General features: G+C 63.5%; 18 protein-coding genes. 9 read left to right on the top strand and 9 right to left on the bottom strand.

What is annotated here, in order from left to right; all coding sequences use genetic code 11:
• Positions 1-69: 69 nt before the first annotated feature.
• Positions 70-420 (top strand): hypothetical protein, encoded by a 351-nt coding sequence (locus tag JS536_RS00190; protein ID WP_240544170.1) that lies wholly within the window; start codon positions 70-72, stop codon positions 418-420.
• A 166-nt stretch (positions 421-586) separates the two neighbouring features.
• Here JS536_RS00190 and JS536_RS00195 read toward each other — a convergent pair whose 3' ends face one another.
• Positions 587-781 (bottom strand): hypothetical protein, encoded by a 195-nt coding sequence (locus JS536_RS00195; protein ID WP_214355336.1) that lies wholly within the window; start codon positions 779-781, stop codon positions 587-589.
• 1,258 nt (positions 782-2,039) lie between these two features.
• Between JS536_RS00195 and zwf the strand changes: the two genes are divergently transcribed.
• From zwf to pgl, 3 genes are all read left to right on the top strand, one after another.
• A complete protein-coding gene (gene zwf / locus JS536_RS00200) occupies positions 2,040-3,578 on the top strand; it encodes a glucose-6-phosphate dehydrogenase (protein WP_214355337.1) in 1,539 nt (512 codons plus the stop codon).
• Positions 3,575-4,567 carry a glucose-6-phosphate dehydrogenase assembly protein OpcA gene (locus tag JS536_RS00205; RefSeq protein WP_214355338.1) on the top strand — a complete coding sequence of 331 codons (993 nt, stop codon included), beginning with the start codon at positions 3,575-3,577 and terminating at the stop codon, positions 4,565-4,567. Before zwf ends, JS536_RS00205 begins: the two co-directional genes overlap by 4 nt.
• Before the next feature lie 211 nt (positions 4,568-4,778).
• On the top strand, positions 4,779-5,621 hold the full coding sequence (gene pgl, locus JS536_RS00210; protein WP_214355339.1) for a 6-phosphogluconolactonase: 843 nt from the start codon (positions 4,779-4,781) through the stop codon (positions 5,619-5,621).
• 578 nt (positions 5,622-6,199) lie between these two features.
• Here the strand turns inward: pgl and gndA are convergent.
• Both gndA and JS536_RS00220 read right to left on the bottom strand, forming a co-directional pair.
• Positions 6,200-7,654 carry an NADP-dependent phosphogluconate dehydrogenase gene (gene gndA / locus JS536_RS00215; RefSeq protein ID WP_214355340.1) on the bottom strand — a complete coding sequence of 485 codons (1,455 nt, stop codon included), beginning with the start codon at positions 7,652-7,654 and terminating at the stop codon, positions 6,200-6,202.
• Between the two features lie 96 nt (positions 7,655-7,750).
• Entirely contained in the window at positions 7,751-9,004 is a 1,254-nt protein-coding gene (locus JS536_RS00220; protein ID WP_214355341.1) for a putative ABC transporter permease, read from the bottom strand.
• Between the two features lie 370 nt (positions 9,005-9,374).
• On the opposite strand from JS536_RS00220, the gene JS536_RS00225 reads away from it, so the two are divergent.
• The 5 genes from JS536_RS00225 (at position 9,375) to JS536_RS00245 (ending at position 17,963) form a co-directional block, all read left to right on the top strand.
• Positions 9,375-11,033: an adhesin gene (locus JS536_RS00225; protein WP_240544171.1), complete on the top strand. Its 1,659-nt coding sequence runs from the start codon at positions 9,375-9,377 to the stop codon at positions 11,031-11,033.
• 371 nt (positions 11,034-11,404) lie between these two features.
• Positions 11,405-12,250 carry a hypothetical protein gene (locus tag JS536_RS00230; protein ID WP_214355342.1) on the top strand — a complete coding sequence of 282 codons (846 nt, stop codon included), beginning with the start codon at positions 11,405-11,407 and terminating at the stop codon, positions 12,248-12,250.
• 180 nt (positions 12,251-12,430) lie between these two features.
• Positions 12,431-14,965, top strand: a complete 2,535-nt coding sequence (locus JS536_RS00235) for a YhgE/Pip family protein (protein WP_214355343.1) — start codon at positions 12,431-12,433, stop codon at positions 14,963-14,965.
• Positions 14,962-17,124 carry a YhgE/Pip domain-containing protein gene (locus tag JS536_RS00240; protein ID WP_214355344.1) on the top strand — a complete coding sequence of 721 codons (2,163 nt, stop codon included), beginning with the start codon at positions 14,962-14,964 and terminating at the stop codon, positions 17,122-17,124. Before JS536_RS00235 ends, JS536_RS00240 begins: the two co-directional genes overlap by 4 nt.
• A 290-nt stretch (positions 17,125-17,414) precedes the next feature.
• On the top strand, positions 17,415-17,963 hold the full coding sequence (locus JS536_RS00245) for a TetR/AcrR family transcriptional regulator (RefSeq protein ID WP_170114994.1): 549 nt from the start codon (positions 17,415-17,417) through the stop codon (positions 17,961-17,963).
• Positions 17,964-18,038: 75 nt separating this feature from the next.
• On the opposite strand, the gene JS536_RS00250 is transcribed toward JS536_RS00245, so the two are convergent.
• The 6 genes from JS536_RS00250 to JS536_RS00275 all read right to left on the bottom strand — a co-directional run bounded on the left by JS536_RS00250 (position 18,039) and on the right by JS536_RS00275 (position 24,544).
• On the bottom strand, positions 18,039-18,608 hold the full coding sequence (locus JS536_RS00250; RefSeq protein WP_214355345.1) for an FMN-binding protein: 570 nt from the start codon (positions 18,606-18,608) through the stop codon (positions 18,039-18,041).
• A 215-nt stretch (positions 18,609-18,823) separates the two neighbouring features.
• Entirely contained in the window at positions 18,824-19,621 is a 798-nt protein-coding gene (locus JS536_RS00255; RefSeq protein ID WP_214355493.1) for an ABC transporter ATP-binding protein, read from the bottom strand.
• Positions 19,622-19,647: 26 nt separating this feature from the next.
• Positions 19,648-21,015 carry an FtsX-like permease family protein gene (locus tag JS536_RS00260; RefSeq protein ID WP_214355346.1) on the bottom strand — a complete coding sequence of 456 codons (1,368 nt, stop codon included), beginning with the start codon at positions 21,013-21,015 and terminating at the stop codon, positions 19,648-19,650.
• Positions 21,016-21,048: 33 nt separating this feature from the next.
• Positions 21,049-22,452: an FtsX-like permease family protein gene (locus JS536_RS00265; protein WP_214355347.1), complete on the bottom strand. Its 1,404-nt coding sequence runs from the start codon at positions 22,450-22,452 to the stop codon at positions 21,049-21,051.
• Positions 22,453-22,474: 22 nt separating this feature from the next.
• Positions 22,475-23,752, bottom strand: a complete 1,278-nt coding sequence (locus JS536_RS00270) for a DUF2318 domain-containing protein (protein WP_214355348.1) — start codon at positions 23,750-23,752, stop codon at positions 22,475-22,477.
• A gap of 93 nt (positions 23,753-23,845) precedes the next feature.
• Entirely contained in the window at positions 23,846-24,544 is a 699-nt protein-coding gene (locus JS536_RS00275) for an iron transporter (protein ID WP_214304300.1), read from the bottom strand.
• Positions 24,545-24,568: the final 24 nt, after the last annotated feature.

Here is a 24,568-nt window from a genome sequence, read left to right on the forward strand (position 1 = left end):
ATGGAGGACCGGGCACGGTCATACTGAGAACAGTTCCGGCGCTCGCCGGCTGAACGCGAAGGACCAGCGATGAACAACCCGAGACGCCGCAACGGCTATAAGCGCGACGAACTCAACCGACGGCACAAGGCGCTGCGTGAGAACTGTCACATCTGTGGCGGTCCGATCGATTACGATGCGGTCGCTCCGAGTCCTTGGAGCTATGTCACAGACGAAATAGTGCCGGTCAAGTACGGCGGCGACCCGCTGAGCTGGGACAACACTGCGCCTGCGCATTGGTGGTGCAATCGCATCAAGTCGACTCATTCGATTCAGTGGGCTCGCGCCAAGGTTCGTGAACTCATCAAGGAAGGCAAGGCTCCGAGTCGGCGAGCGCCTGAGAGTGTCGTGGTTCGTTCTTCGGATTGGTTCGGCCGTTGATGGGTGGGGGGAGTACCCCTCCCGGTCGGGTCATGGCCACCACGGGCAAAGGGCCATTTTACCCCCGAGGTTTTTTCCACAGGAAGAATTGCATTCGGAAACCTTTAAAAGCCTTGTGATTACAGGGATTACGCAGCCCAGAACGCGCCCAAAACCGCCACGCGGACTAGTACACGGTCTTGCAGTCCCACAGTTCTCCAGCATCGAGGCAGTGCCGTATCGTCCGGCATAGCTGTTGATCATCCATACTCGGTCCAACGGTTTCGACATCAAAGAAACTTTGGCCGAATGTCTCGGCGTACTCCAACAAGAGATTATCCGCCGCAATCTTCATCGATTCGCCGTGCTCCATGCCAGACATGCCACCATTCTAAGCGGAAACCTTCGCCCATTGCAGTGGGGAGGCTCGCACGTCATCGAGAAACGACGGCTTCGGTCTACTACAACCAGAAAGCGCCTCGGCAACTACCAGAAAGGCGGAAGCGGGGGCGCTGTGTTCCTAGTGTAGCGGATGTAGCTATGAGCTATGGTTACTCCCTTTGCTCTCTTAGATTCATTCCAACAATTCGACTTGCTCGCTTTATGCTCTCTTTGTGCGCACTTTGCTCCCTTAGAACGGTCTGGTAATCGCCGTCATTGCAACGGATAACGAACATATAGCATCCCTGATTTATCCCTGATGAACTTCACAAAACGCCGTTATGAGCCATAATGGGCCATTCATTGAGTGTGTCAAAAACCAAGTGAAATCAACGGTTTTCGAGCTATTGAGAGTCAGTAGTGGCGACTTGTTTTTTGGTGAAGACAATCGTGGGTTGTGGGTTCGAATCCCACGGGGGGCACACGTTAGCCCTTGGAATCATTGAGGTTCCAAGGGCTTAATCGTATCCGGGAGGCTGACAGCATCCCTGATTGGACAACATGCACGCAGATGCCGCTGAGTCTCAGTCTTCAGATCCGGCCACCCATCAATTCGTTTCGTCCCGGCCGCAGAATGGCAATCATCTAGGCTCTGTTAAACCAAGATTGACATGTCCCTTATTCTTGGCTCCCCTTGTCAGGACATTGCCGTGAAGCAAACAGCGGAGCTGTTTGCAGACGATGTGCGAGGCGACAGCCGAGCCAGTAGACCGCGAACGGAGTTCGTCATTAATTGCAGGACGAGCTGTCGGCGACAGCCGACTGAGGGGTAGTCCGGCGGAATTCATGTCAATCTTGGTTTAACGGAGAAAAAGAGAAAGCCCGGCGGGAACCGGGCTTGAGAGAGAAGAGAGAAGAAGGGATTAAGTTATATGCGGCTTGCCGCCGTGGTTCCCATATAAGTACGGCAGATTCAACGGGACGTGTGCAAAAGCTGAGAAATTCATGGGAATGTGCGCCGTCAGCGCATCACCCCCGAACCTGATTAATCCCCATCGACATCAATCATCGGCATCAATCCCGCAAGGATGTTCCCCGATCGGTGTTCCCCGACGCCCCAAATCCCAGACGCACCATCCATTCTTCCCGATATCCCAACATGAACACGCAGCGAACTGTGGCCAACATCGCATCCGGAAGCACCCATATCGTATATCGCCTCTGGCGAATCATGGGCCCTACGGACTAGGCTGAACACCATGAGTGAATCCATTGTCTGGACCAATCCGTTGCGCGACCCGCGCGACCTGCGTCTGCCGCGCATCGCGGGCCCCTGCAGTCTGGTCATCTTCGGCGTCACCGGTGATCTGGCGCAAAAGAAGCTGCTGCCGGCCGTCTACGACCTGGCCAACCGCGGCCTGCTACCGCCCAGCTTCGGCCTGACCGGCTTCGCCCGTCGCGACTGGACGCAGGAGCATTTCATCGAATTCGTGAAGGCGGCCGTGCAGGCGCATTGCCGTACGCCGTTCAAGGAGTCGACGTGGAATAACCTCGCGGCCGGCATCCGATTCGTGCAGGGCACGTTCGACGACCCGGAGGCCTTCGAGCGCCTGAGCGCCACCGTGCAGGAGCTTGACCGCGACCGCGGCACGCGCGGCAACCACGCCTTCTACATGTCCGTGCCGCCGCGCGCCTTCCCGGTGGTGGCCAAGCAGCTGGCCGCCTCCGGCCTGTCCCGCTCAAGCGAGGGGGCCTGGCGCCGCGTGATCATCGAGAAGCCGTTCGGCCATGATCTGGCCAGCGCCAAGGAGCTCGACCGCGTGGTGTCCGAGGTGTTCGACCCGAGCTCGGTGTTCCGTATCGACCACTACCTCGGCAAGGAGACCGTGCAGAACCTGCTGGCCCTGCGATTCGCCAACGCCATGTACGAGCCGATCTGGAACGCCAATTACGTCGATCACGTACAGATCACGATGGCCGAGGACATCGGCATCGGCGGTCGCGCCGGCTACTACGACGGCATCGGCGCAGCACGCGACGTCATCCAGAACCACCTGCTCCAGCTCATGGCCCTCACGGCCATGGAGGAGCCGGTGAGCTTCACCGCCAAGGACCTCACGGCCGAGAAGACCAAGGTGCTCTCCGCCGTGCGCCTGCCCAAGGATCTCGCGGCCAACACCGCGCGCGGCCAGTACGCCAAGGGCTGGCAGGGCTCGCATGAGGTGGTCGGCTATCTGGAGGAGAAGGGCATCGACCCGAAGTCCACCACCGAGACCTACGCCGCCATCCGTCTCGACATCGACACCCGCCGCTGGGCCGGCGTGCCGTTCTACCTGCGCTGCGGCAAGCGTCTGGGCAAGCGCGTGACCGAGATCGCCGTGGTGTTCAAGCGCGCCCCGCACCTGCCGTTCGAGCAGACTGCCGTGCGCGAACTCGGCAAGAACGCCATCGTGATCCGCGTGCAGCCGGACGAGGGCGTGACCATGCGATTCGGCGCCAAGGTGCCGGGCGGCTCCACGATGGAAGTCCGTGACGTGAACATGGACTTCAGCTACGGCCGTTCCTTCACCGAGAACTCGCCGGAGGCCTACGAGCGACTGATTCTGGACGTACTGCTCGGCGATCCGCCGCTGTTCCCGACCACCGAAGAGGTGAACCTCAGCTGGGAGATCCTCGATCCGATTGAAGAGTTCTGGTCCACGCTCGGCCAGCCGCAGCCCTATCGCTCCGGTACCTGGGGCCCGGCCGAGGCCGATGAGATGCTGGCGCGCGACGGACGCCATTGGAGGATGCCATGATCATCGATATGCCGAACACGCGCACGCGCGAAATCGCACATAAGATCGACGAACTGCACGAGGAGCGCGGTGAGTCGGCCACGGGCCGTGTGCTGACGCTACTCATCGCCACTGAGGACGCCGATCTGGAGCATGCGCTGGAAGTGGCCAACGCGGCCAGCCGCGAGCATCCCTGCCGTGTCATTGCCATCGTGCCGGACACCGCGCACCGCGACGATACCACCGACGACGTCAAGGCCATGGAGAAGACCGACAACCCGGCCATCGACCTGACCGACGGCCCGGCGGAGTCGAACCTCGATGCCCAGGTCCGCTTCGGTGCGGATGCCGGCGCCGGCGAAATCATCATCCTGCGTCCGCGCGGCGGCCTGATCAATCACCCGGATACGCTCGTCATCCCGCTGCTGGTGCCGGACGTGCCGGTGGTGGCCTGGTGGCCCACGAACCCGCCGTCCAACCCGTCCAAGGACCTGATGGGTGCGATGGCCCGCAGCCGCATCACGGACGCCCTGCACTCCAACAACCCGGAGGCCACCATCGAGCGCCTGCGCCGCAACTGGACTCCGGAGGACATCGACCTGTCCTGGACGCGGCTGACCGTCTGGCGCGCGATGCTCGCCTCCATGCTCGACCAGCCGCCGCATCTGCCGATTACAGCCGCCAAGGTGACCGGCCCGTCCGAGTTCCTGCCGATGGATCTGCTGTGCGCTTGGCTGCGTCTCAAGCTCGGCGTGCCGGTGGACGTGGAGTACGTCAACGATGCCAAGGCCGTGACCGGCGTGTATCTGACGCGCGCGGACGGCGTGGTTTCGCTGGAACGCCCGGATGAGGAGCAGGCGCTGATTTCGATGCCAGGCCAGGCCCCACAGACGATTTCTGTGCCGGTGCGCACCATCGAGGACTGCCTGACCGAGGAACTGCGCCGCATCGACCCGGATGAGATCTATGCCGAGGTCATCAACGAAGGCTGGGATCTGATTCGTCACTGACGAGTGACATTGCTTGGCTCGATTGTCGAGCATAGCGAGACTGAGGGGAGCTGCCAATTGGCTCCCCTTCTAGGGGAGGTGGCTGTCGAACGGAGTGAGGCCGGGAAGAGCCAACACAACGTAGCCGCTCCCCTCAGTCAGCTTCGCTGCCAGCTCCCCTCAGCGAGGGGAGCCTTTTGTTATTGGTTTTTCGATTCATAAAGGAACGTGTATGGCGGAACGCAAACTGGTGGTCTATCCGAATAAGGACCTCATGATTCAGGCGGGCGCACGTCGCTTCGTACTGACGATTCTGGATCTGCTCGCTGAGCGTCTTCCGGACGGCAGCCATCGCAAGCGCGTGGACGTGGCGCTGTCCGGCGGTTCGGCGGCCCAGCCGTTGGGTCTGGTGCTCGACGACCCGCTGGCGGATGCCATCGACTGGCAGCGTGTCCACTTCTGGTGGAGCGACGAGCGCTTCGTGCCGGACGACAACGCCGACCGCAACGCTCTGGAGGCCCGTCGCCTTCTGCTCGACCGGTTGGTGGCCGATGGCAAGCTGCCGGAATCGAACATCCATGAGATGGCCGCGGATGCACGTTCCGCCGAGGAGATCGCCTCGGTAATGGCGGATGCCGCCAGCGACGATGCCGCCGTACGGGCCGCGGCCGATGCGGTCAATGACACGTTGCTGGAGTCAGCCGCGCGCGCCTATGAGGATGAACTCGTGCATGAGCTGGGGCCGGAACCAGTGATCGATCTGATGATTCTGGGCATGGGACCGGATGGCCATTACGCCTCGCTGTTCCCTGGCCATGACGAGGTGTTGGTCGCCGACCGGTTGGCCGTGGGCGTGAACCACTCCCCCAAGATGCCGCCGCTGCGCGTGTCCCTGACCGCGCCGCTCATCGCGCGGTCCCGCCACACGTGGTTCTTCGCGGCCGGAGCAGGCAAGGCCGATTCGCTGGCACACGTGTTCGCGCAGCCGAATAATCCGGCGTATCCGTCGTCGTTCGCGAGTGGCGTGGATGAATTCGTCTGGTTCTCCACGGAGGAGACCGTGGTGCAGCTCTGAGACGGGACGGCGCAGACCGTGTGCCTCCGAGCACGCGGATTGTGTGCCCCCGTAAGAGCATTTCACCTGAAAATGGGCTATCGGGACAATATTGCTTGCCCCGATAGCCCATTTTTCGCCAGAATCGCATATGGGGGCACAGGCCTTTATTGCGCCATTCTGCCGATTCAGGCAAAAACGGCGGAATTCCAACGATTCTTATTTGCCCCGATACGCCAAAAACACTTCAAATCAGTCTCCGGGGGCACATCGCATGCCCCGATATACGAATTTGATATGAAAAATGACTATCGGGGCACAGATCTGCCTCGCGCAGAGGAGACTCAAAGCTGCTGCGGCGAGGCTCAGCGTTGGCTCGGCGGCACAGCCGCCTCGCTCCGAAGAAGGCTGGGAGGCCCACGGGGTTGGCGGCATAGCCGCCAACCACCGAGCCGGTCGGACAGTCCACTGGACTGTCCTCAAGCCTGAAGAGCGGCAGAACTGCTCTTCAGGCTGATATTTTTCAGCTTGGCTATCGCCAAGCCCGAAGAAGGCCGGAGAGAGCCCACAGGGCTCTCCTAAGTCTGAAATTCCGAGGCTCATGCCTCGATTTCAGGCTTGCCCGGCTCGGCCCACAACGTGTGGAACACACCCGGCTTGTCGACACGGCCGTAGGTGTGGGCACCGAAGAGGTCGCGCTGGGACTGGGTCAGGGCGGTGGGCAGGCGCTTGGAGCGCAGGCCGTCGTAGTAGGCCAGGGAGCTGGAGAACACCGGGGTCGGGATGCCGGCCTCGATGGCCTTCACGATCACGCGACGCCAGGCATCCTGGGACTCGCCGATGATCTTCTCGAAGTACGGGTCGAACAGCAGGCTCTCCGGCGGGTTGTCGCCCTTGAAGGCCTCGGTGATGCGGTCGAGCAGGAACTGGGCGCGGATGATGCAGCCGCCACGCCAGATGCGGGCCACTTCGGACAGGTTGATGTCCCAGCCGTATTCCTTGGCGCCGTCCTGGATCTCGTTGAGGCCCTGGGCGTAGGCAACCACCTTGGAGGCGAACAGCGCCTTGCGCACGTCCTCCACGAATGCGGCCTTCTCTTCGCCGTTCAGGTCGATGGTCTTGTTCGGACCGGCCAGGCCCTCCTTCTGGGCGGCCTCGCGCAGCTCGCCGTGGCTGGAGAGCGCACGGGCGAACACGGCCTCGCCGATGGAAGCGACCGGGGAGCCGAACTCCAGACCGGTCTGCACGGTCCAGGTGCCGGTGCCCTTCATACCGGCGTGGTCGACGACCACGTCCACGAACGGCTTGCCGGTCTCGGCGTCCTTGTGGTGCAGGATCTCGGCGGTGATCTCGATGAGGTAGGAATCGAGGTCGCCCTTGTTCCACTCCTCGAACACGTCGCCGATCTCCTCGGCGTCCATGCCCAGGCCGCGGCGCAGGATGTCGTAGGCCTCGCCGATCACCTGCATGTCCGCGTACTCGATGCCGTTGTGCACCATCTTGACGAAGTGGCCGGCACCATCCGTGCCGATGTGAGTCACACAGGGCTCGCCGTTGACCTTGGCCGCGATGGATTCGAGGATCGGGCCGAGGGTCTTCCAGGATTCCGCGGTGCCTCCGGGCATCAGGGACGGGCCGTTGAGCGCGCCCTCCTCGCCGCCGGACACGCCGCAGCCCACGAAGTGGAAGCCCTTGGCGCGCACTTCCTTCTCACGCTTGATGGTGTCCTTGAAGAAGCTGTTGCCGCCATCCACGATGATGTCACCGGGCTCGAAGACCTCCTCGAGCTGCTCGATCACGGCATCGGTCGGGGCGCCGGCCTTGACCATGATGATGGCCGTGCGCGGGCGCTTCAGGGACGCGGCGAACTCCTCCAGCGTCTTGGCCGGCACGAAGTTGCCCTCGGTGCCGTGCTCGTCCATCAGCTTTTCGGTACGGGAGTAATGACGGTTGAACAGGGCCACCGTGTTGCCGTGGTGGGCCAGGTTGCGCGCCAGGTTGGAACCCATGGCGGCCAGTCCGATAACGCCGATATTTGCAGTAGCTTCGGCCATTGCCTTGCCTTTCCTTGACTTCGGTCAAACAACTGCAAGTCTATCGTTCGGCATAACCCCGCGCACGGGTCGTCTTACGCTGCCCGCGTAGCGGAATCACATGCGACCGGCCTTGGAGGGGTCGATGTGCATGGTCTGGAATCGGTCGGCCATGTAGGAGTCGCCGAAATGCTCGCCGAACCACATGGCGACCGGCGAATCCTGCACCTGCCCGGCCATGCGCCCGTACCAGCAATCAAGGGCCATCAGCGTGAAGGCAATGTCGATCACCATGAGCACCGCGCACACCGCAGTCAGTGAGTAGCGCACCTTCCAGGGAATCCGATTGATGAGCGCGAGCATGCGCGGCAGCAGGAACCTGACCCACACCACACCGATAAGGCCCCAGAAGAACATGTACTTGCCGGACGTGCGGCCGTCGATGGACAGCCACTGGCCGGTGTAGTCCCACGCGGTGATGCCGAACGCCACCTCCATAAACCAGCTCGTGCAGTATTCGAACGCGCCGCCGATCACCGCGGACGCGCAGAAGATGAGGAACGGGTTCGCCTTCCACAACCGGTTCAGGCAGACGGTCACCAGCACGGCCCCGCAGCCGTAGATTGGCGAGAACGGGCCCCACAGCAGGCCCGCGCGGTCCTGCAGCTCGCCGTGATAGAGCGCCATATGGTAGATCGTCTCGATGACGAGCCCGCCCACGGAGGCGATGGTGAACAGCCAGAAGATGTTGAAGAAGTCCAGCGCGATGTAGCCTTTGCCGGACTGGTCGCGTCCAAGCATGCCTGCAGCCACGGCGGATTCGTAGTCGCTACGTTCGTCCATGCGCCTGAGCGCGCGTTGCAAGCGACGCTCTTCGCGCAGCGACGGATCGGCCGTGACGGAGATCACGATGAGGATGACCATCTGGATGGCCGGCAGCACAAGGTTCCAGCCAAGGCCTTCGAGCGCCAACGACAGCATGCCGTCCGCCAGGGTGAGCGGCATGAGCACGTACGCCCAACGTGCGGCGTACCGGCGGCGGTTGCGCACCAGCAGGATGCCGAAAATGGTCAGGCACACGGCGTTGACGATGAGCACCACCGCATGCGCCGCGGTCAGGATGAAGGTCAGGCTCAGCGCGTCCACGTGGACGCGGCCCTCCGCGATCTCACGGATGGCGTACAGGGAGGACAGCACCAGGATGGGCAGCGTGGCCAGTCCGTCCAGCAGCACCAGCACGCCGTAGACGCGGGCCAGAATCGGCAGTCGCTTGGCATCCAGGTCCATGTCGGCGCCGTCCAGCTCAGTGGCGGCCAGTTCGGCGACCACGGCCGATTCCTCCGGGGACTCGGTGGTTGGGGTTTGTGCCATTGGCGGATCCTTCTTCTCTGAGCGATGTACGAGTGATCTCTTGGCTCCCCTCCCTGAGGGGAGCTGTCAGCGTAGCTGACTGAGGGGAGTACTTGCGCAAGTCGCTCCCCTCAGTCTCACTTCGTTCGACAGCTCCCCTCAACGAGGGGAGCCAAGAAAACGAATCGTCACTGCCCACGCTAGCACGCCGGGGCTTTCAGGAAACTCCCCAAAACTGTCCAGAAGGCCTTGACAGAAGTTCCAGAGACTCTTTCGGGCCATACAAGGGACCTTTGCGGCAGGAGCGGTGTACTGAAACCATCAACGCACGACGGGTGCCCACCGCAAGCGCGGGCAGCAGTAACCGTCATGCACTGTGAAAGGAATCATCATGACCAGCACGCATTCGTCCGGCAAGCGGCGGACGTCCGCCCATGGCGCCAACGACCAGTCCCGCGGTTCCCGCCCCGGCTCGTCCAAGGCCCGCCGCACCGCACAGCTTCCACTTGGCAAGGCCGCGGCCGCAGCGGCCGCCATCTCCCTGATCACTGGATTCGGATACGGCATGGCCGGCACCGCCATCGCCTCCAATCTGGGACTCGGCTCCTCCAGCAGCAGTTCCGCCGCGAACGGCAACGCGCAGGGCGGCATGGGCGGAGGCGCCGACACCATGACCTTCGACTACACCGGCACCTACTCCGGTGCCCTCACCGCGAACGGCAAGAAGGTCAGCTCCGACGGCGAGACCACCGAGGCCACCGAATCGGACCAGAACGTGGCGCTGGCCGAAAACGGCGGCACCCTCACCCTCACGAACGCCACGCTGAACAAGTCCGGCGATTCGGACAACGCCGACAACAACAACTTCTACGGCACCAACTCCATCTCCCTGACCGTGGGCGAGGACTCCAAGACCATCATCTCCGATTCCTCGCTCAACGCCTCCAGCTCCGGCTCGAACGGCATCTTCGCCACGAATTCGGGCACCGTGCTGGCCAACAACGTGAAGATCACCACCACGTCCGACAATTCGCGAGCGCTGGACGCCACGTACGGCGGCACGATTCTGGCGAGCGCCATCACCGCCTCCACACAGGGCGACCACAGCGCCACCATCGCCACCGACCGCGGCGGCGGCTCCATCTCCGCCACCGACTCCACGCTTTCGACCGCCGGCTCGGGCTCGCCGCTGCTCTACTCCACGGGCGACGTGCAGGTCTCCGGAGTCACGGGCACGTCCACCGGCTCGCAGATCGCCGGCATGGAGGGCCTGAACACCATCCTCATCAAGGATTCCAAGCTGACCAGCACCATCACCGACAAGACAGCCAGCGACCCGATCGCCAACGGTGTGATCATCTACCAGTCCACCTCGGGCGACGCCGAGTCCACCACGGGCGAGCACGCCACGTTCCAAGCAGCGGATTCCACACTGAAGTCCTCGATCCAGTCCGGCTCGATGTTCTACTTCACGAACACCACGGCCGATGTGGTGCTGTCCAACACCACGCTCGACTTCGATTCAAGCAAGGCGGCGCTCATCACCGCGGCCGGCAACGACTCCAACAATTGGGGCCAGGCCGGTTCGAACGGCGCGACCGTGGTGTTCACCGGCCGCAACCAGACGTTGAAGGGCACGGTGAGCGCGGACACCATCTCCTCGGTCACACTGAACCTGCTTGAGGGCTCGACCTGGACCGGCACGGCTTCGATCACCGAGAACGCGAACGGATCCACCTCGGACGCCCCGATCACGGTGAACGTGGACGGCACCTCCACCTGGACGGTCACCGGCGACACCACCGTCTCCGCCCTGAACGTGGCGGACGGCGGCAAGGTGGTCGATTCGGACGGCAACACCGTGACGATCGTGGCGAACGGCGAGACCGTGGTCAAGGGCACCGGTTCGGTGACCGTGACCGTCACCGGCGATTACGGCACCACGCTGCCGGATTCCGCCACCGGTGAGGACACGCAGCTCGACACGGATCTCATCGACCGTTCCGACTTCGACGACCAGTTCGGCACCTCGACCAGCTGGAGCATGTGACGCCACAAACGGCGTTCCTTCGCTTCCCGTTTTGCTAGACGGCTTCTCCCAAAGCGGGGAGCCAAGGAACGAGACGACATCAGACTTGCGTCGGGTGATGCGGGGCGAACCCGACGCGCTATCCCCTCGCCCCTTCGGCCCCGCACCACGTTTCCAAACCACAACCAATAAACCAATAAGACTCCGTTAATCCAAAGTCGGCATGAACCCGATTGGACTACCCCTCAGTCGGCTTCGCCGACAGCTCCCCTGACAAGGGGAGCCAAGGATAAGGGCGCGCCTGCATTGGTTTGACGGAGCCGATAACCACCAATCCGCGATGCTCCGAACCGAGCACTCCCGTACCAGCGGTTCATAGGAAAGGACCAATCATGAGCAACAACGACACCACGAACATCATTCCGCAGAACAACGGCGGCGAGCCCGTCACCGGCTCCACCACGCCGATCACGGCGAAGTCCTCCGGCACGACCGGCGCAACCGGAGCGAATGCGGCCGACCAGAGCCTGCCGCTGTCCTACACACCGCAGCAGTCCAATGCCGGCAATTATGCGGGCTCGGCATCCAGCCAGCAGACGCAGTCCGCACAGCAGTCCACCCCGTTCGCCGCGCCCGCGCAGGGCGTGCCAGGTGCGTACAGCGCGCCTACGCAGCAGGCCGGCCAAGCCAACGCCTACTGGCAGTCCGCCGCCGCCAACGCTCCCGTAGCCCCGGCGATCCCAAGCGGCGAGGCCGCTGCGGCCGGCACGTTCTCCGGCAAGGCCATCGCCTTGATCGTGGGAATCAGCTTGGTCTGCGGTCTGGTAGGCGGCCTCGGCGGCGGCATGGCGTATGGTGCGATCGCCGGCAACGGTTCGTCCTCGTCCAGCCAGCAGATGCAGATGGGCGGCGGCCAGGGCGGCATGGGCGGCCAGTCCGGCAACGGCAACAGCCAGGGCGGCCAGAGCCTGCCGGGAGGCCAGACCACCGATGGACAGTCCTCCAGCGGACAGTCCACGGACAGCGAGTCGTCCAGCGGCTCCTCCAGCTCCGACGGCAGCAGCCAGTCGGGCCAGTCCGGTTCCGTGCCGTCCATGCCCGGCGGCCAGTCCGCACCGGGAGGCCAGTCGACTGACGGCCAGAGCGGTTCCGCTTCGGGCCAGTCCACGGACGGCTCCTCCGAATCCTCCAGCCAGTTGGGCGGCACGTCCGAGGACGCGAGCACCATCCAAAGCTGATACAGCAACCACCAAAATAGACAGACTGCCCAGCGGCGCACGATTTGCCGCTGGGCAGTCTGCGTTTCCGGCCGCGCGCATCCCGAAATCTCCCGGCATGGCATTACGCTACTTACCGCGTAGCGCTACGGTTTACGTATCGCTACGGGAAACGTAGCATCACAAGACCGGGGGTATGCAGTGCGCAACATTCTCAAGGTCCTCAAGCGCGACATCCTGCGCCTGCTCAAGGTGCCGACCGCCTGGGTGATCCTGTTCGGCATGGTGTTCATCCCGCCGCTGTACTCCTGGTACAACATCGTGGGCTTCTGGAACCCGTACGGCAACACCGGCGGCATCAAGGTGGCCATCGCCAACAACGACGCCGGCACGGACAACGCCCTCATCGGCAAGCAGAACCTCGGCGACCAGATCGTGGCGCAGATGAAGGAGAACACCCAGCTCGGCTGGACCTTCGTGAATCAGGCCGAGGCGATGGACATGGTGGAATCCGGCAACGCCTACGCCGCCATCGTCATCCCCAAAAGCTTCTCGGACGACCTCGCCGGCGTGGTGACCGGCGGCAGCGACCGGCCGACCCTGGAGTACTACGTCAACGAGAAGGCGAGCGCCGTGGCCCCCAAGGTCACGGACGTGGGCGCCTCCACGCTGGACCGCACGGTCAACTCCACGTTCGTCTCCACCGTCTCCAAGGTGCTCACGGACGTCATCAACAAGGCCGGCGACAAGGCCATCGCCAGCACCGACCAGACCAAGTCCAAGGCGCTCACGGCCCTCGACGAGGCCTCCGGCGACGTGCAGACCACGCGAAACACCATCGCCAAGCTCAACACCGCACTGGACAAGGCGCCCGGACAGACCCGCACCGCGCGCGAAGCCATCGAGGACGCGCGCAAGCTCGGCCTTGACGCCGCACAGGGCCTTGCCGGAGCATCCAAGCTCATCGGTACCACGCAGAACAGCGTCACCGACTTCATCGTGGACACCTCCGGCACCATCGATCAGGGCTCCAGCCTGCTCAGCCAGGCCGTGAACAAGGCCAACCAGAGCGTGGGCACCGTGACCGGCGCCATCAATTCGGCCAACCAGCAGGTGGGCGGGCTCATCAACACCGCAACGGACATCAACGAGGCGAACGCCGAAATCATCACGCAGCTCAACGCGCTGCCGAACGCGGACAGGGAGCCGCTCAAGTCGGCGATCGCCAAGCTGGAGCACCGCAACAGCCAGCTGGCCGGCACGCTGGGCAACCTGAGCAGCCTCAACACCACCATCGGCAACGCCGCCACGCACACACAGGGGCTGGCGGACAACCTCAACAACGCCACGCAGACCACCATCACCGCCGTGGGCGACGCACGCAAGACGCTGGTCTCCGGTTCACTGCCGCAGTTCAACAACGGCCTGAACACGTTGGGCGTCACCGCAGGCACCCTCGCGAACGGCGTCACTTCGCAGACCCAGCTCATCGACCAGTCGAAGAAGGTGCTGGACCAGCTGGACAAGGCCGTCTCCTCCACCAAGACCGCGCTGAAGGACACGGACTCGGCGCTGGCGAGCGTGCAGGACAAGCTTTCCACCCTCGCCACGGACATCAAGGTCCTGTCCATCTCCAGCACCCTCAACGCCCTGATGGACACGGACGGCAAGCTGGATGCGTCCAAGATTTCCAGCTTCATGCTTTCCCCCACCGTGATCAGCGAGAAGACGCTCTACCCGGTCTCCTCGTACGGCTCCGGCATGGCGCCGCTGTTCACCGCGCTGGCGCTGTGGGTGGGCGCGTTCGTGTTGGTGGTGATTCCCAAGATCGAGACGGACAGCGAGGGCATCGAGCATCTCACGCCCACGCAGGGCTATCTGGGTCGCCTCGCGCTGCTGTCCGTTCTGGCGGCCACGCAGGGACTGGTCACGGCCATCGGCAACCTGGTGCTGGGCATGCAGTGCGTGAACATCCCCGTGTTCATTCTGACCTGCGTGATCACCTCGCTGGTGTACATGTCGTTCATCTTCGCCATGGCCACCACGTTCATGCACGTGGGCAAGGGCCTGTGCGTGGCCCTGGTGATCCTGCAGGTGCCGGGCGCCTCCGGCCTGTACCCCATCGAGATGATGCCCAGGTTCTTCCGTGTGATCTACCCGCTGCTGCCGTTCACGTACTCGATCGACGCGATGCGCGAGGCCATCGCCGGGTTCTACGACGGCAACTGGTTCCGTTACATCGGCAAACTCCTGATCTTCGCCGTGATCGCCTTCCTGCTGGGACTCATGGCCCGTCCGAAGATGGCGAACCTCAACCGCCTGTTCGCGCGCGAGATCGAGGAAAGCGACATGATCATCGGCGAAAAGGTGCATCTGCCCGGCAACGAATACCGCATCACGCAGGCCATCGCCGCATTGGCCAACCATGAGGGCTACCGCAGATCCATTGAACGGCGTGCGGCCAGCTTCCAGCGGCATTACCCGAGGCTGTTGCTGGGCGCGCTCATCGCCGGATTCGTGGTGCCGGCGGCCCTCATCATCATCTTCTCGCTGACCACCGGCGAAAAGATCGTGGTCATGGCCACATGGCTCGCGTGGGTGGTCATCATCATCGGCTTCCTGATGGTGGTGGAGTTCACGCGCGACTCCATCCGCCGCCAGACCGAACTCGGCAATCTCTCCGACGAATCGATCCGCTCGATGCTGTACGAGAAGGAAGGAAAGCACGCACGATGAAAACCATCTGGAAGCTGTTCATCGGCGACGTCAGGCGACTGACCAGCAACGTGGTCTCCATCATCATCGTGATCGGTCTGGTGATGATTCCCGGCCTGTTCACCTGGTTCAACGTGGCCGCATGCTGGGATCCGTTCTCGAACATGAAGAACCTCAAGTTCGCGGTGGCGAACGTGGACGAGGGGTACAAGTCCGACCTCATCCCCATCAAGATGACCGTGGGCGACCAGGTGGTCAACGCCCTGCGCGCCAACAGCCAGCTCGACTGGACCATCACCACGAAGGCGGATGCCATCGACGGCGCGAAGTCCGGCAAGTACTATGCGGCCATCGTGATTCCGAAGTCGTTCAGCAAGGACATGATGACGTTCTTCTCCAGCGACGCCAAGAACGCGCAGCTGACTTATTACCGCAACGAGAAGAAGAACGCGCTGGCCCCGAACCTGCTCAACGAGGGCGCGGACGAGGTGGCGGCGGAGATCAACACCACGTTCGCCAAGACCATCACCTCCTCGGCGCTGGAGATCGCCTCGTCGCTCGCCGACCAGCTCGACCAGCCGGAAGCCAAGGAGAAGCTGGCCAACTTCAACACGAACATCGCCGACTTCGCCGCCCGTCTCAACGACACGGCTGACATGCTCGGCACGTATTCCTCGCTCACCGAATCGGCCCAGCTGCTCATGGACACGTCCAACGACCTCATCGCGCAGGCCTCGGATTCGGCCAAGCAGGCCAAGAAGGACCTGTCCGGCGCCAAGTCCGGCGTGGAGGACGTGGCGGGCGCGTTGGGCACCACCACATCCGCCATGACCGAGGCGCTCAAGACCAGCGCCGACAGCTTTGGTTCGGTCTCCGATTCCATCGACTCGCTGTACGAGGACGCGGCCGCCGGTTCCTCCACGGCCGCCGCCGAACTGGATAGCCAGGCCGCCGCCGTGGGCGAGCAGATCGCGCACTACCAGTCGATCCGCGACACCCTGGCTTCGATCCTGGGCGACAACGCGCTGACCGTGCGCATGCTGGACCGGTCCATCGCACGGCAGACCAAGCTGCAGAACGCGCTGAGCGGCGCGGCGAGCGACATCCGCGCCGGCAACCAGCACGCCCAGGACCAGCGCGAGCAGGTCAAGGCGCTGGCAAACCAGGCCAAGGACAGCATCAACGGCGTCAAGACGGACTTCGACGAGAACGTCAAGCCGCAGATCGAATCGCTGTCGTCCACGGTGTCCGACGCGGCGACGCTGCTCGGCACCAATGCGGACACGCTCAAGGGCACGCTGGGCGATCTCAAGGATTCGGCTTCGAACGCGGGCACGATGCTCACGGACGCGCGGGCCACGCTGGGCAAGGTCGCGGGCAAGCTGCGTTCGGCGGCCACGGAACTGACCTCGTTCACCGGCAAACTCGGCGAGGCGCTGGACACCGGGGACATGAGCATGGTCAAGGACGTGCTCGGCTCCGACCCGGAGACGCTGGCCTCCACGCTGGCCGCGCCGGTGCAGCTCAAGCGCAAGGCCGTGTTCCCGGTGGACAACTTCGGCTCCTCGATGGCTCCGTTCTACACGCTGATTCCGCTGTGGGTGGGTTCGTTGCTGCTGGTGGTGACGCTGAAGACCACCGTGTCCCGCCGTATCCGCAAGGAACTCGGCGATCCGAGGCCGCACCAGCTGTATCTGGGCCATTACGGGGTGTTCGGGCTCATCGCCTTCATCCAGGCCACGGTCTCGCTGGGCGGCGATCTGCTGTTCCTGCGCGTGCAGGCCGTGCATCCGCTGCTGTTCATGCTTTCCGGCTGGCTTTCCGTGTTCGTGTTCTCGCTGTTCATGTACACGATGGTGGTGAGCTTCGGCAACGTGGGCAAGGCCATCGGCGTACTCATGCTCATCGTGCAGATCACTGGCGCCAACGCCGCGTATCCGGTGCAGATGCTGCCCGACTTCATCTCGAAGATCTCGCCCGCGCTGCCATTGACCCATTCGGTGACGATGATGCGTGCGGCCATCGCCGGCGTCTACGACATGGATTACTGGAAGGCCGCCGGCATGCTGCTGGTGTTCGTGCCGCCGCTGCTGCTGCTCGGTCTGTTGCTGAGGAAGCCTCTGGTGCGGTTCAACCAGTGGTATGTGGCCAAGGTGGAGAGCACGAAGGTGCTGAGTTAGGCGGCGGTTCCACTTCGGACCACTACCCCTCAGTCGGCTTCGCCGACAGCTCATCCTGCAATTAAGGACGAACTTCGTTCGCAGTCCACTGGCTCGACTGTCGTCTCGCACATCGCCTACAAACAGCTCTGCTGTTTGCATCACGGCGATGTCCTGACAAGGGGAGCCGAGTAGTACCAGCAATCCCGGATACAGGCCAGACGAAACAAGAAGAAGGAATCATGACGGCAATGGCGATGACCGCGGCTCCGCGCGCCGAACGCACGCGCAAGGCCACGGACCGCAAGCTTATGAAGGCCACGCTGCAGATCGCGGTGGAGCGTGGCATCAGCGGCGTGACCATCGAGGAGGTGGCGCGGCGTTCGGGTGTGGCCAAAACCACCATCTACCGCCGCTATCACAACGCCAATGAGCTACTGCGCGAAATCAGCGCCAGGTATCTGGTCAGCAACGAGGACACCTCGGAAGCGCCATCCCCCACGCGGGAGCATTTCATGCAACTGCTGCAGCGGCTGGTGGATTGGGTGAATGCCAACGACATCGACATCAAGAGCGTGGGCATCGTACTGTCCAGCGAAGCGGAGTTCTTCCAGCACATCGTCACTCAGGTCGTGACGCCCTGGCTGGGCACGCTCAAGGCGTTCCTGGAGCGGGGCGTTGCGCAGGGCGTCTTTCGGCGCGGCCTTGACGAGCGGCTGCTGCTGTCCACCATCATCGGCTCGCTGGTGGCGTATGAGGCGATTGAGGGTCAGGCTACGGGGGCGGCGCGGGCCACGTCGTCGCACGGGGATTGGCCGGAGCGCCTGACCGACCTGCTCTGGCCGGCGTTGCAGGCCTGAACCGACCGCCGACCGTGTCGTATGGGCAAGTATGTGTTGCGCGTCCGTGCAGCGACGGCACGAAACGCGCCCACGTCACTCCTGGATAGATGCCTCCTGGCGGGCGATTTCGAGGGCCTTGTTGAAGGCGTCCGAGGTCCAGCTGGCACCGGCCACCTTGTCCACCTTGAGGTCCTTCAGAGGCTTGCCGTCCACCACGCCGTTGATGGCTTTGGCGAAGGCGTCCTGATGGTTCTTGGAGATGGTGGTGAACGGGTGCCCCACGATCTCCACGTTCTCGACGTTGCCGTCCTTGATGGTCAGATGGACGTCGATGGAATCCTCGCCCACCGGACCGTACTGGCCGTTGATGGAGTAGTCGCCGTCCTTGTAGTTGCCGGTGTCCTTCTTGTCGGACGTGGTGCCGGAGTCGGAGGAGTCGGACGAATCGGACGACGAACTGGAATCGGAGGAATCCGAGGAATCCGAGCCGCTCGACTGCGACTGCTCCTCCTGTGACTTCTCGGTCTCGCCGGAGTTGCCGGCATAGTCGTCGTTCATCGGCGTGGCCTTGGACTCGCCGCATCCGGCGAGCAGCGCGCCGGCCACCACTAGACCGGCGGCCGCCAGCGTGGCGGATTTCTTCAGTGCATGCATGTCAGTCATTATGCCCACCTTATCGACTCATCGCGATTGACTACCCCTCAGTCGGCTTCGCCGACAGCTTGTCCTGCAATCAAGGACGAACTTCGTTCACGTTTTGCCGGCTCGACTGTCGTCTCGCACATCGCCTATGGACAGCACACCGTGCTGTCCATTCCACGGCGATGTCCTGACAAGGGGAGCCAAGGAGAGCGACCTTATCGATCGGCTCAACGGAATCACTCCTCACCGCCGGTTTTGGCTGCCTTGGTGGGGTCTGCGAATCCGATGGCGGTCTCGCCGGTCTGCGCGCCCTCGACCTGAGCGCCGGTGGAGGCCGGCTTGCCGCCGGCCGCCTCGTAAGCCTTGCGAGCCTTCTCGTCGTTCCACTTCTCACCCACGAGCACACCGTGGTTGAGCATGATCTCACGCTCGGCGCATGAAGCCACCAGGGCGTCGTGCGTGACCACGATAATCGTGGTGCCCTGCTCGTGCAGCTGGCGGAACAGGTCGAGCACGATCTTCTCGTTCTTCTCGTCCAGATTACCGGTCGGCTCGTCGGCCAGAATCAGCTTCGGCTCGTTGATGAGCGCGCGGGCCACGCACACACGCTGCTGCTCGCCGCCCGAGAGCTGGCCGGGCAGGTGGTGGGCGCGGTCCTTCAGGCCGACCTTCTCCAGCGCCTCAAGCGCCTGCTTCTCATCCACGACCGAATGGTAGTACTGCGCCACCATCACGTTTTCCACGGCCGTCAGGTGCGGCACCAGGTAGAACTTCTGGAACACCAGGCCGATGAGGTTCTTGCGCACGTCCGCCAGCTGGCCGGCGTTGAGATCCTCCAGCTTGCGGCCTTCGAGCTTCACCGAGCCCTTGGACGGGGTGTCCATGCAGCCGATCATGTTCATCAGCGTGGTCTTGCCGGAGCCGGACGAACCCACGATGGCTAGCCATTCGCCCTGCGGCACGGTCAGGCTCAGGTCGTCCACGGCATGCAGGTCGCCGTAGATCTTCGAGATATGGTCGAGTTCAAGCAGCATATCCATGATGTTTCCTTACGTTAGCGTTATTCCTCGCGCAGCACGACGGCGGGGTCGATGCGCGTGGCCCGGTGCACGGGCGGGATGGAGGCGATGACGGCCACCAGCGCGGCGAGAACCACGGATGCGGCGCCCAGCCACCAGTTGAAGCCGATGGACCGTTCGAACACGGCCACGCACAGCCATTGGGCCAGTCCGTAGCCGATGGCGGTGCCGAGAAGGCCGCCGATCAGGCCGTACATGGCCGATTCCACGTAGAACTCGGTGCCGATGGCGGCGGAGCTTGCGCCGAGCGCCTTTCTCAGGCCGATCTCGTTGCGGCGCTGGGAGACGATCGAGCTGATCGTGGTGCCCACGCCCACGAGCGTGAGGACCAGCACCACCAGCGAGACGATCCAGAACAGAGTCTGCAGCATGGTGATGATGCGGGTGTCCGAGGAGGTGATCTTGGTGACCTGCTGGGCCTTGACGTGCATCGAGGTCATGTCGTTGATGCTCTGCACGAGGGCGTTGAGGTCCTCGGCTCCGGCCGAGTACTCGATGACGTCCACGCCGCGGCTGGTGCCGGTGAGCTTGTCCACGTCGGCGTTGGTGGCGTAGATGATGGAGTCCTCGCTGCCACCGGTGTCCACGATGCCGGCCACGCGGAATTCGGTGCCGGAGGTGTCCATGATGTCGCTGGAGACGCGGCCGTCCTGGGTGGGCTGGTCGGAGGGGGTCTGGGACTGGGTGGCGCCGGACGAGGACGAATCCGAGGAGTTGGAAGAATCGGCGGAACCGGCAGTGCCGGTGGAGTCGGCGGAACCGGAAGCGGACGAGCCCGCCTCGGAGTCGGAAGAACCGGCGGTGCCGGAAGCGTCAGTACCGGAGGAACCGGAAGAGGAGGAAGAGGCGTTGTCGGACGCACGGTAGCCGATGGTGATGCCGCTGCCGACCTGCAATCCCATGGCGTCGGCCACGTCACGGCCGATGAGCACCTTGCCTTCGGACGGCCACGCACCGTCCACCACCCAGTGATGGTTGAGGTTCCGCACCTCGGAGACGTCGATGCCTGCCATCACGTAGGGCGCGGCGTTGACGCGCACGTTCTCGTACCGGTAGGCGGCGTGCTTCTCGGAGCCCTTGGCCGCCACCATCTCGGTGGTGTGCTCGACCATCGCCTTGTCGATGCCGGCCTTGCCGTCGGCACCGGCCTCAGTGGGGGTCACGATAAGGTTCGCGCCGTACGCGCGCATCTCCTCGTTCATCTGCTGGGGCACGGCGATGCAGATCATCGCCAGGCAGAACAGCGTGGCCGCACCCACCAGCGAGGCCACCACGGCCATGACCGCACGCGAACGGCGGCGGAACACGGCGCTGAACAGCATCCTGAAGAACATGCCGGTATTGGTCATCGGCGGTCTCCCTTCACACGTTCATAGACGAACTCAGCGGCCATGGAGCACCTCCGCGGGCTTGAGGCTCAGAATCGAGCGGATGGACGAGGCGGAGGCCAGCAGCACGGTGATGGCGAGCAGCACGAACACCAGCACGAACACCATCGGGCGCATCGTGATGCCCGAACCGAACACCACATGGCCTATCAGCTGGGCCACGCCGGAGCCGAGGCCTGCGCCGACGAGGGCACCAAGCAGCGAAATCGCGGCCGTCTCCGCCATCATCAGGCGGGAGACCGCTCCGTCCGTGGCGCCGATGGCCTTGAGCAGCGCCAGTTCCGAGGACCTCTCGCCGATGGATGCGACCATGAGGTTCGCCACGGCCACGGCCGCCGCGATAAGGCTCAGCACGGTCATCAGGATCATCACGGCCTGCGTCTTCTGCAGCACGTTGCCCTGCAGCGCGGCCACCTGACGCACCTGCTTGGCCACCGCGCCCGGAATCACCTCCTCGATCTGGTAGGCGATGGAGCTTGGATAGGCGGTGCAGTACCAAACCTCCCATTCGTCCTGACTCAGCGCGGCCGGGTTCTTGGCGGCCTTGCGGGCCAAATCGTTCTCCGGTGTGGTCAGGGCCTTGACCTCGATCTTGTTCACCGAGTCGGGCAGGCCCACCAGATCCTGCAGCTGGTCGGAGGAGACGTACATGGCGCTGTTGTCGTCGTCGCCGGAATCGTAGACACCGACGATCTTGAAGTCGATGGACTTGTTGCCGCGCATCAGCGAGACGGTGCCGCCGATCTGCACGGCGGCCTCGTCCTCATGGCCCTGACCGGCGTCGACGCCGAGCGATTTGGCGAGGTCCTTGCCGATGACGGCTTCCTTGGTGCCGTCCTTGGGCCAGCGGCCCTCAAGCTTCCACCAGGAGCGCATGCCTTCGACGCCCACCACCGTGGTCTCGCCGGATGCCAGTTTGAGGTTTTTGTTGAACCAGGTGCCGACCACCGGCACGTTCTTCTTCGTGGGGTAGTCGGCGAGGCTTACCGACCAACCATCGCCTTCGGTCACCGGCTTGGTGTTGACGGCCGTGACGTGCTGGTTCAGTTCGGGCGCGAAATTGGTGATGTTGAACGCCCAGAAAATCGTCTTGATCTTGGCGGCGTCCGACTCCTTGAGGAAGGACGTCGGGTCGCTGGCGGATGCCGAGCCGCCCGAGGTGTCCTCGTCGGATCCGCCGGTGTTATACAGGTCGGAGACCACGGCGTCGGACTTGGGCTGCACGACGATGTTCGAACCGTACGTGGACAGTTCGGCGTTGAGCTTGTCGCCCACGTCGAACACAACGCCGAGCATCGAGACGCTCACCGTGGCGGACAGGCACACGGTCAGCGCGATGAGCAGGCGCCGGCGCAACTGGCGCGTGAACGACCGCGCGATCATTCGCAGAAAGAACATGATTCTTGCCTCCTGCCCGATTTCACTGGAAGTGGGCGCTCAGGGCGTCCAGATCGGCGGTTTGGATGGTGATCTTGCCGTTGCCGGTCTTGTACGGGAACGGGATCGGGTTGCATCCGCCCTTGAAGCCGATGGTGGCCAGGTTGATGGCGACCTCGCACTTCTTGCAGATGATCTTGCCGTCCTTCTCGTAGTAGCCCGCGTCGCCGCAGTTCTCGCAGGCGTCCAGGCCGATGCCGTACGCGCCTCCGTTCTTCTTGATGATGATGAAGCGCATGACGGTGCCGTCCTTGGCCTTGTACTCGAAACGGTGCAGATGGCCGTCCTCGACCTGGCTGAACGGGATGGTGGCCACGCCGTCCTGGAGCGAGTAGGCCTCGGGCTCGGACAGCGTGATGGTCTGGTGGGTGGCGGCCACGCCCGCGGTGAGCGTGGCGGTGACGCCGATCATGGCGATCAGGCTCCAGACAGTCGCGGAGATGGCATGGCGGCGGAACGCCTTGTGACGGCGCAGCGTGGCCTCGTTGGCGCCGGGCACGTTGTGGGTCTTCATGCGGAAGCCGGCCACCACCGAGGCCGCCGCGGGCACCACGAACACCAGGGCCTGCGCCATGATCATCGCGGTGTTGTGGTTGATGGACCAGGCGAGGGCCACGAACATCATGTGGTTCATCGGGAAGCCGCGCGCCTGCAGGATCTGGGCCAGACCGGTGAAGTGCTGGACGAGCAGGATCGCCATGACGGCGACCACGGACACGGTGAACGCCCAGCGCACCGCCGTGGTGCGCATGGTGCGGAAGATGGCGGCGACCACGATGGACATGGCGGCGCCGAGCACGAAGCCGAGGGCGCGCAACAGCATGGCGGAGGTGAAGGCGGTCTCCCCCGGCTCCACCCAGATGGTCAGCTGCAGGATCACGTCCGGCAGGGCGTAGAAGACGGTCAGGGCGATCTGCACGGCGGCCACCGCATTGGCCACGTGCATCCAGAGCGCGTGCTTGGCCCAGTCATGCGTGATACGGTGCGCGCACAGCACCACGACGATGGCGAGTACGTCCACGATCACGGCCACCACGAGCACCGGGTAGTTGACGAACGTGCGCTGGTTGATGACGGCAGTGGCGCGCAGGGCGGCGAACACCACCGCGGCGACGAGGCCGATGACAAGGCCCCACAACCGCCAGTGGGCGCTGAGCGGTTTGTCGCGGCCCTCACCCACGGTGAGCATCACGCTCAGGCACATGACCAGCAGTGCGGGGGCCAGCGTCCCCGGCATCACCGCTACGAATTGTTCGAGCATTCGCGCCCTTTCCTAGAACCGTATAAGTTAACCCCACAAAACAGCGAAAGCTCCCCTCAGGCTGAGGGGAGCAGATTCGCTACATGGTTTCAATCACCATTGACGCGGCGTGTAATCCCAGTTGTCGAAGGTGACCTCGATGGGCTCGGTCCAGAAGTGGCCCTTGACGCCGGTCTCCGGGTCGACGTGGAGCATCCAGCCCTTCTTGGCCGGGGACTCGATGGAGAGCTTGAGCTGGTAGGTGCCGGCCTTGTCGAGCTTGACGTTGGCGCCGTAGTGCGGACCGTCGGAGGCGTTCATCTGCATGAAGGTACCGGAGGTGGCGGTGCCGCCCTCGACTTCCTTGCCGGTGGACTTGTCGATGATGGTGTAGTTCACGGTCAGGTCAGGGATGAAGTCGCCCTTGCCGTAGCCCAGCTCGGTGGCCTTCTCGTTGCCGTGGATGTCAGCCTCGAGGTGGAAGGAGGCGTCGGCGGCCTTGAGGCCCATGGAGGACGGCTCCATATCGATCGGCTGGAAGTAGACGGCGCCCACGGTCAGCGGGCCGGCCTCCTGATCCTGCTCCTCGGCGGTGCCGGACGGGCCCACCGGGACCTCCTCGAAGCCGGCGCCGGCATCGGAGGCGGTGTCGCTGGAGTCGGAGGAATCGGACTTGGTGTCCGACTGGGAGGAGGAGGTGTCCGACTTGGTGTCGGAAGCGTTGTTGGTGGAACCGCAGGCGGCCATGGACAGGGTCATGGAGCCAGCGAGCAGCAAGCCGAGCAGCGCTGCGATCTTCTTGTTCTTCATCATTTCTCTTCCTTTGGTATTTGGATG

The organism is Bifidobacterium sp. SO4, assembly GCF_018555355.1.
GTDB lineage: Bacteria > Actinomycetota > Actinomycetes > Actinomycetales > Bifidobacteriaceae > Bifidobacterium > Bifidobacterium miconisargentati.

Excerpts from the sequence above, each read along its gene's own strand:
- JS536_RS00225 (WP_240544171.1), top strand. The coding sequence starts at position 9,375 with ATGACCAGCACGCATTCGTCCGGCAAGCGGCGGACGTCCGCCCATGGC.
- JS536_RS00245 (WP_170114994.1), top strand. The coding sequence starts at position 17,415 with ATGAAGGCCACGCTGCAGATCGCGGTGGAGCGTGGCATCAGCGGCGTG.
- gndA (WP_214355340.1), bottom strand. The coding sequence starts at position 7,654 with ATGGCCGAAGCTACTGCAAATATCGGCGTTATCGGACTGGCCGCCATG.
- JS536_RS00220 (WP_214355341.1), bottom strand. The coding sequence starts at position 9,004 with ATGGCACAAACCCCAACCACCGAGTCCCCGGAGGAATCGGCCGTGGTC.
- JS536_RS00190 (WP_240544170.1), top strand. The coding sequence starts at position 70 with ATGAACAACCCGAGACGCCGCAACGGCTATAAGCGCGACGAACTCAAC.
- JS536_RS00240 (WP_214355344.1), top strand. The coding sequence starts at position 14,962 with ATGAAAACCATCTGGAAGCTGTTCATCGGCGACGTCAGGCGACTGACC.
- JS536_RS00275 (WP_214304300.1), bottom strand. The coding sequence starts at position 24,544 with ATGATGAAGAACAAGAAGATCGCAGCGCTGCTCGGCTTGCTGCTCGCT.
- JS536_RS00205 (WP_214355338.1), top strand. The coding sequence starts at position 3,575 with ATGATCATCGATATGCCGAACACGCGCACGCGCGAAATCGCACATAAG.
- JS536_RS00265 (WP_214355347.1), bottom strand. The coding sequence starts at position 22,452 with ATGTTCTTTCTGCGAATGATCGCGCGGTCGTTCACGCGCCAGTTGCGC.
- pgl (WP_214355339.1), top strand. The coding sequence starts at position 4,779 with ATGGCGGAACGCAAACTGGTGGTCTATCCGAATAAGGACCTCATGATT.
- JS536_RS00260 (WP_214355346.1), bottom strand. The coding sequence starts at position 21,015 with ATGACCAATACCGGCATGTTCTTCAGGATGCTGTTCAGCGCCGTGTTC.
- JS536_RS00270 (WP_214355348.1), bottom strand. The coding sequence starts at position 23,752 with ATGCTCGAACAATTCGTAGCGGTGATGCCGGGGACGCTGGCCCCCGCA.
- JS536_RS00195 (WP_214355336.1), bottom strand. The coding sequence starts at position 781 with ATGTCTGGCATGGAGCACGGCGAATCGATGAAGATTGCGGCGGATAAT.
- JS536_RS00255 (WP_214355493.1), bottom strand. The coding sequence starts at position 19,621 with ATGCTGCTTGAACTCGACCATATCTCGAAGATCTACGGCGACCTGCAT.
- JS536_RS00230 (WP_214355342.1), top strand. The coding sequence starts at position 11,405 with ATGAGCAACAACGACACCACGAACATCATTCCGCAGAACAACGGCGGC.
- zwf (WP_214355337.1), top strand. The coding sequence starts at position 2,040 with ATGAGTGAATCCATTGTCTGGACCAATCCGTTGCGCGACCCGCGCGAC.
- JS536_RS00250 (WP_214355345.1), bottom strand. The coding sequence starts at position 18,608 with ATGACTGACATGCATGCACTGAAGAAATCCGCCACGCTGGCGGCCGCC.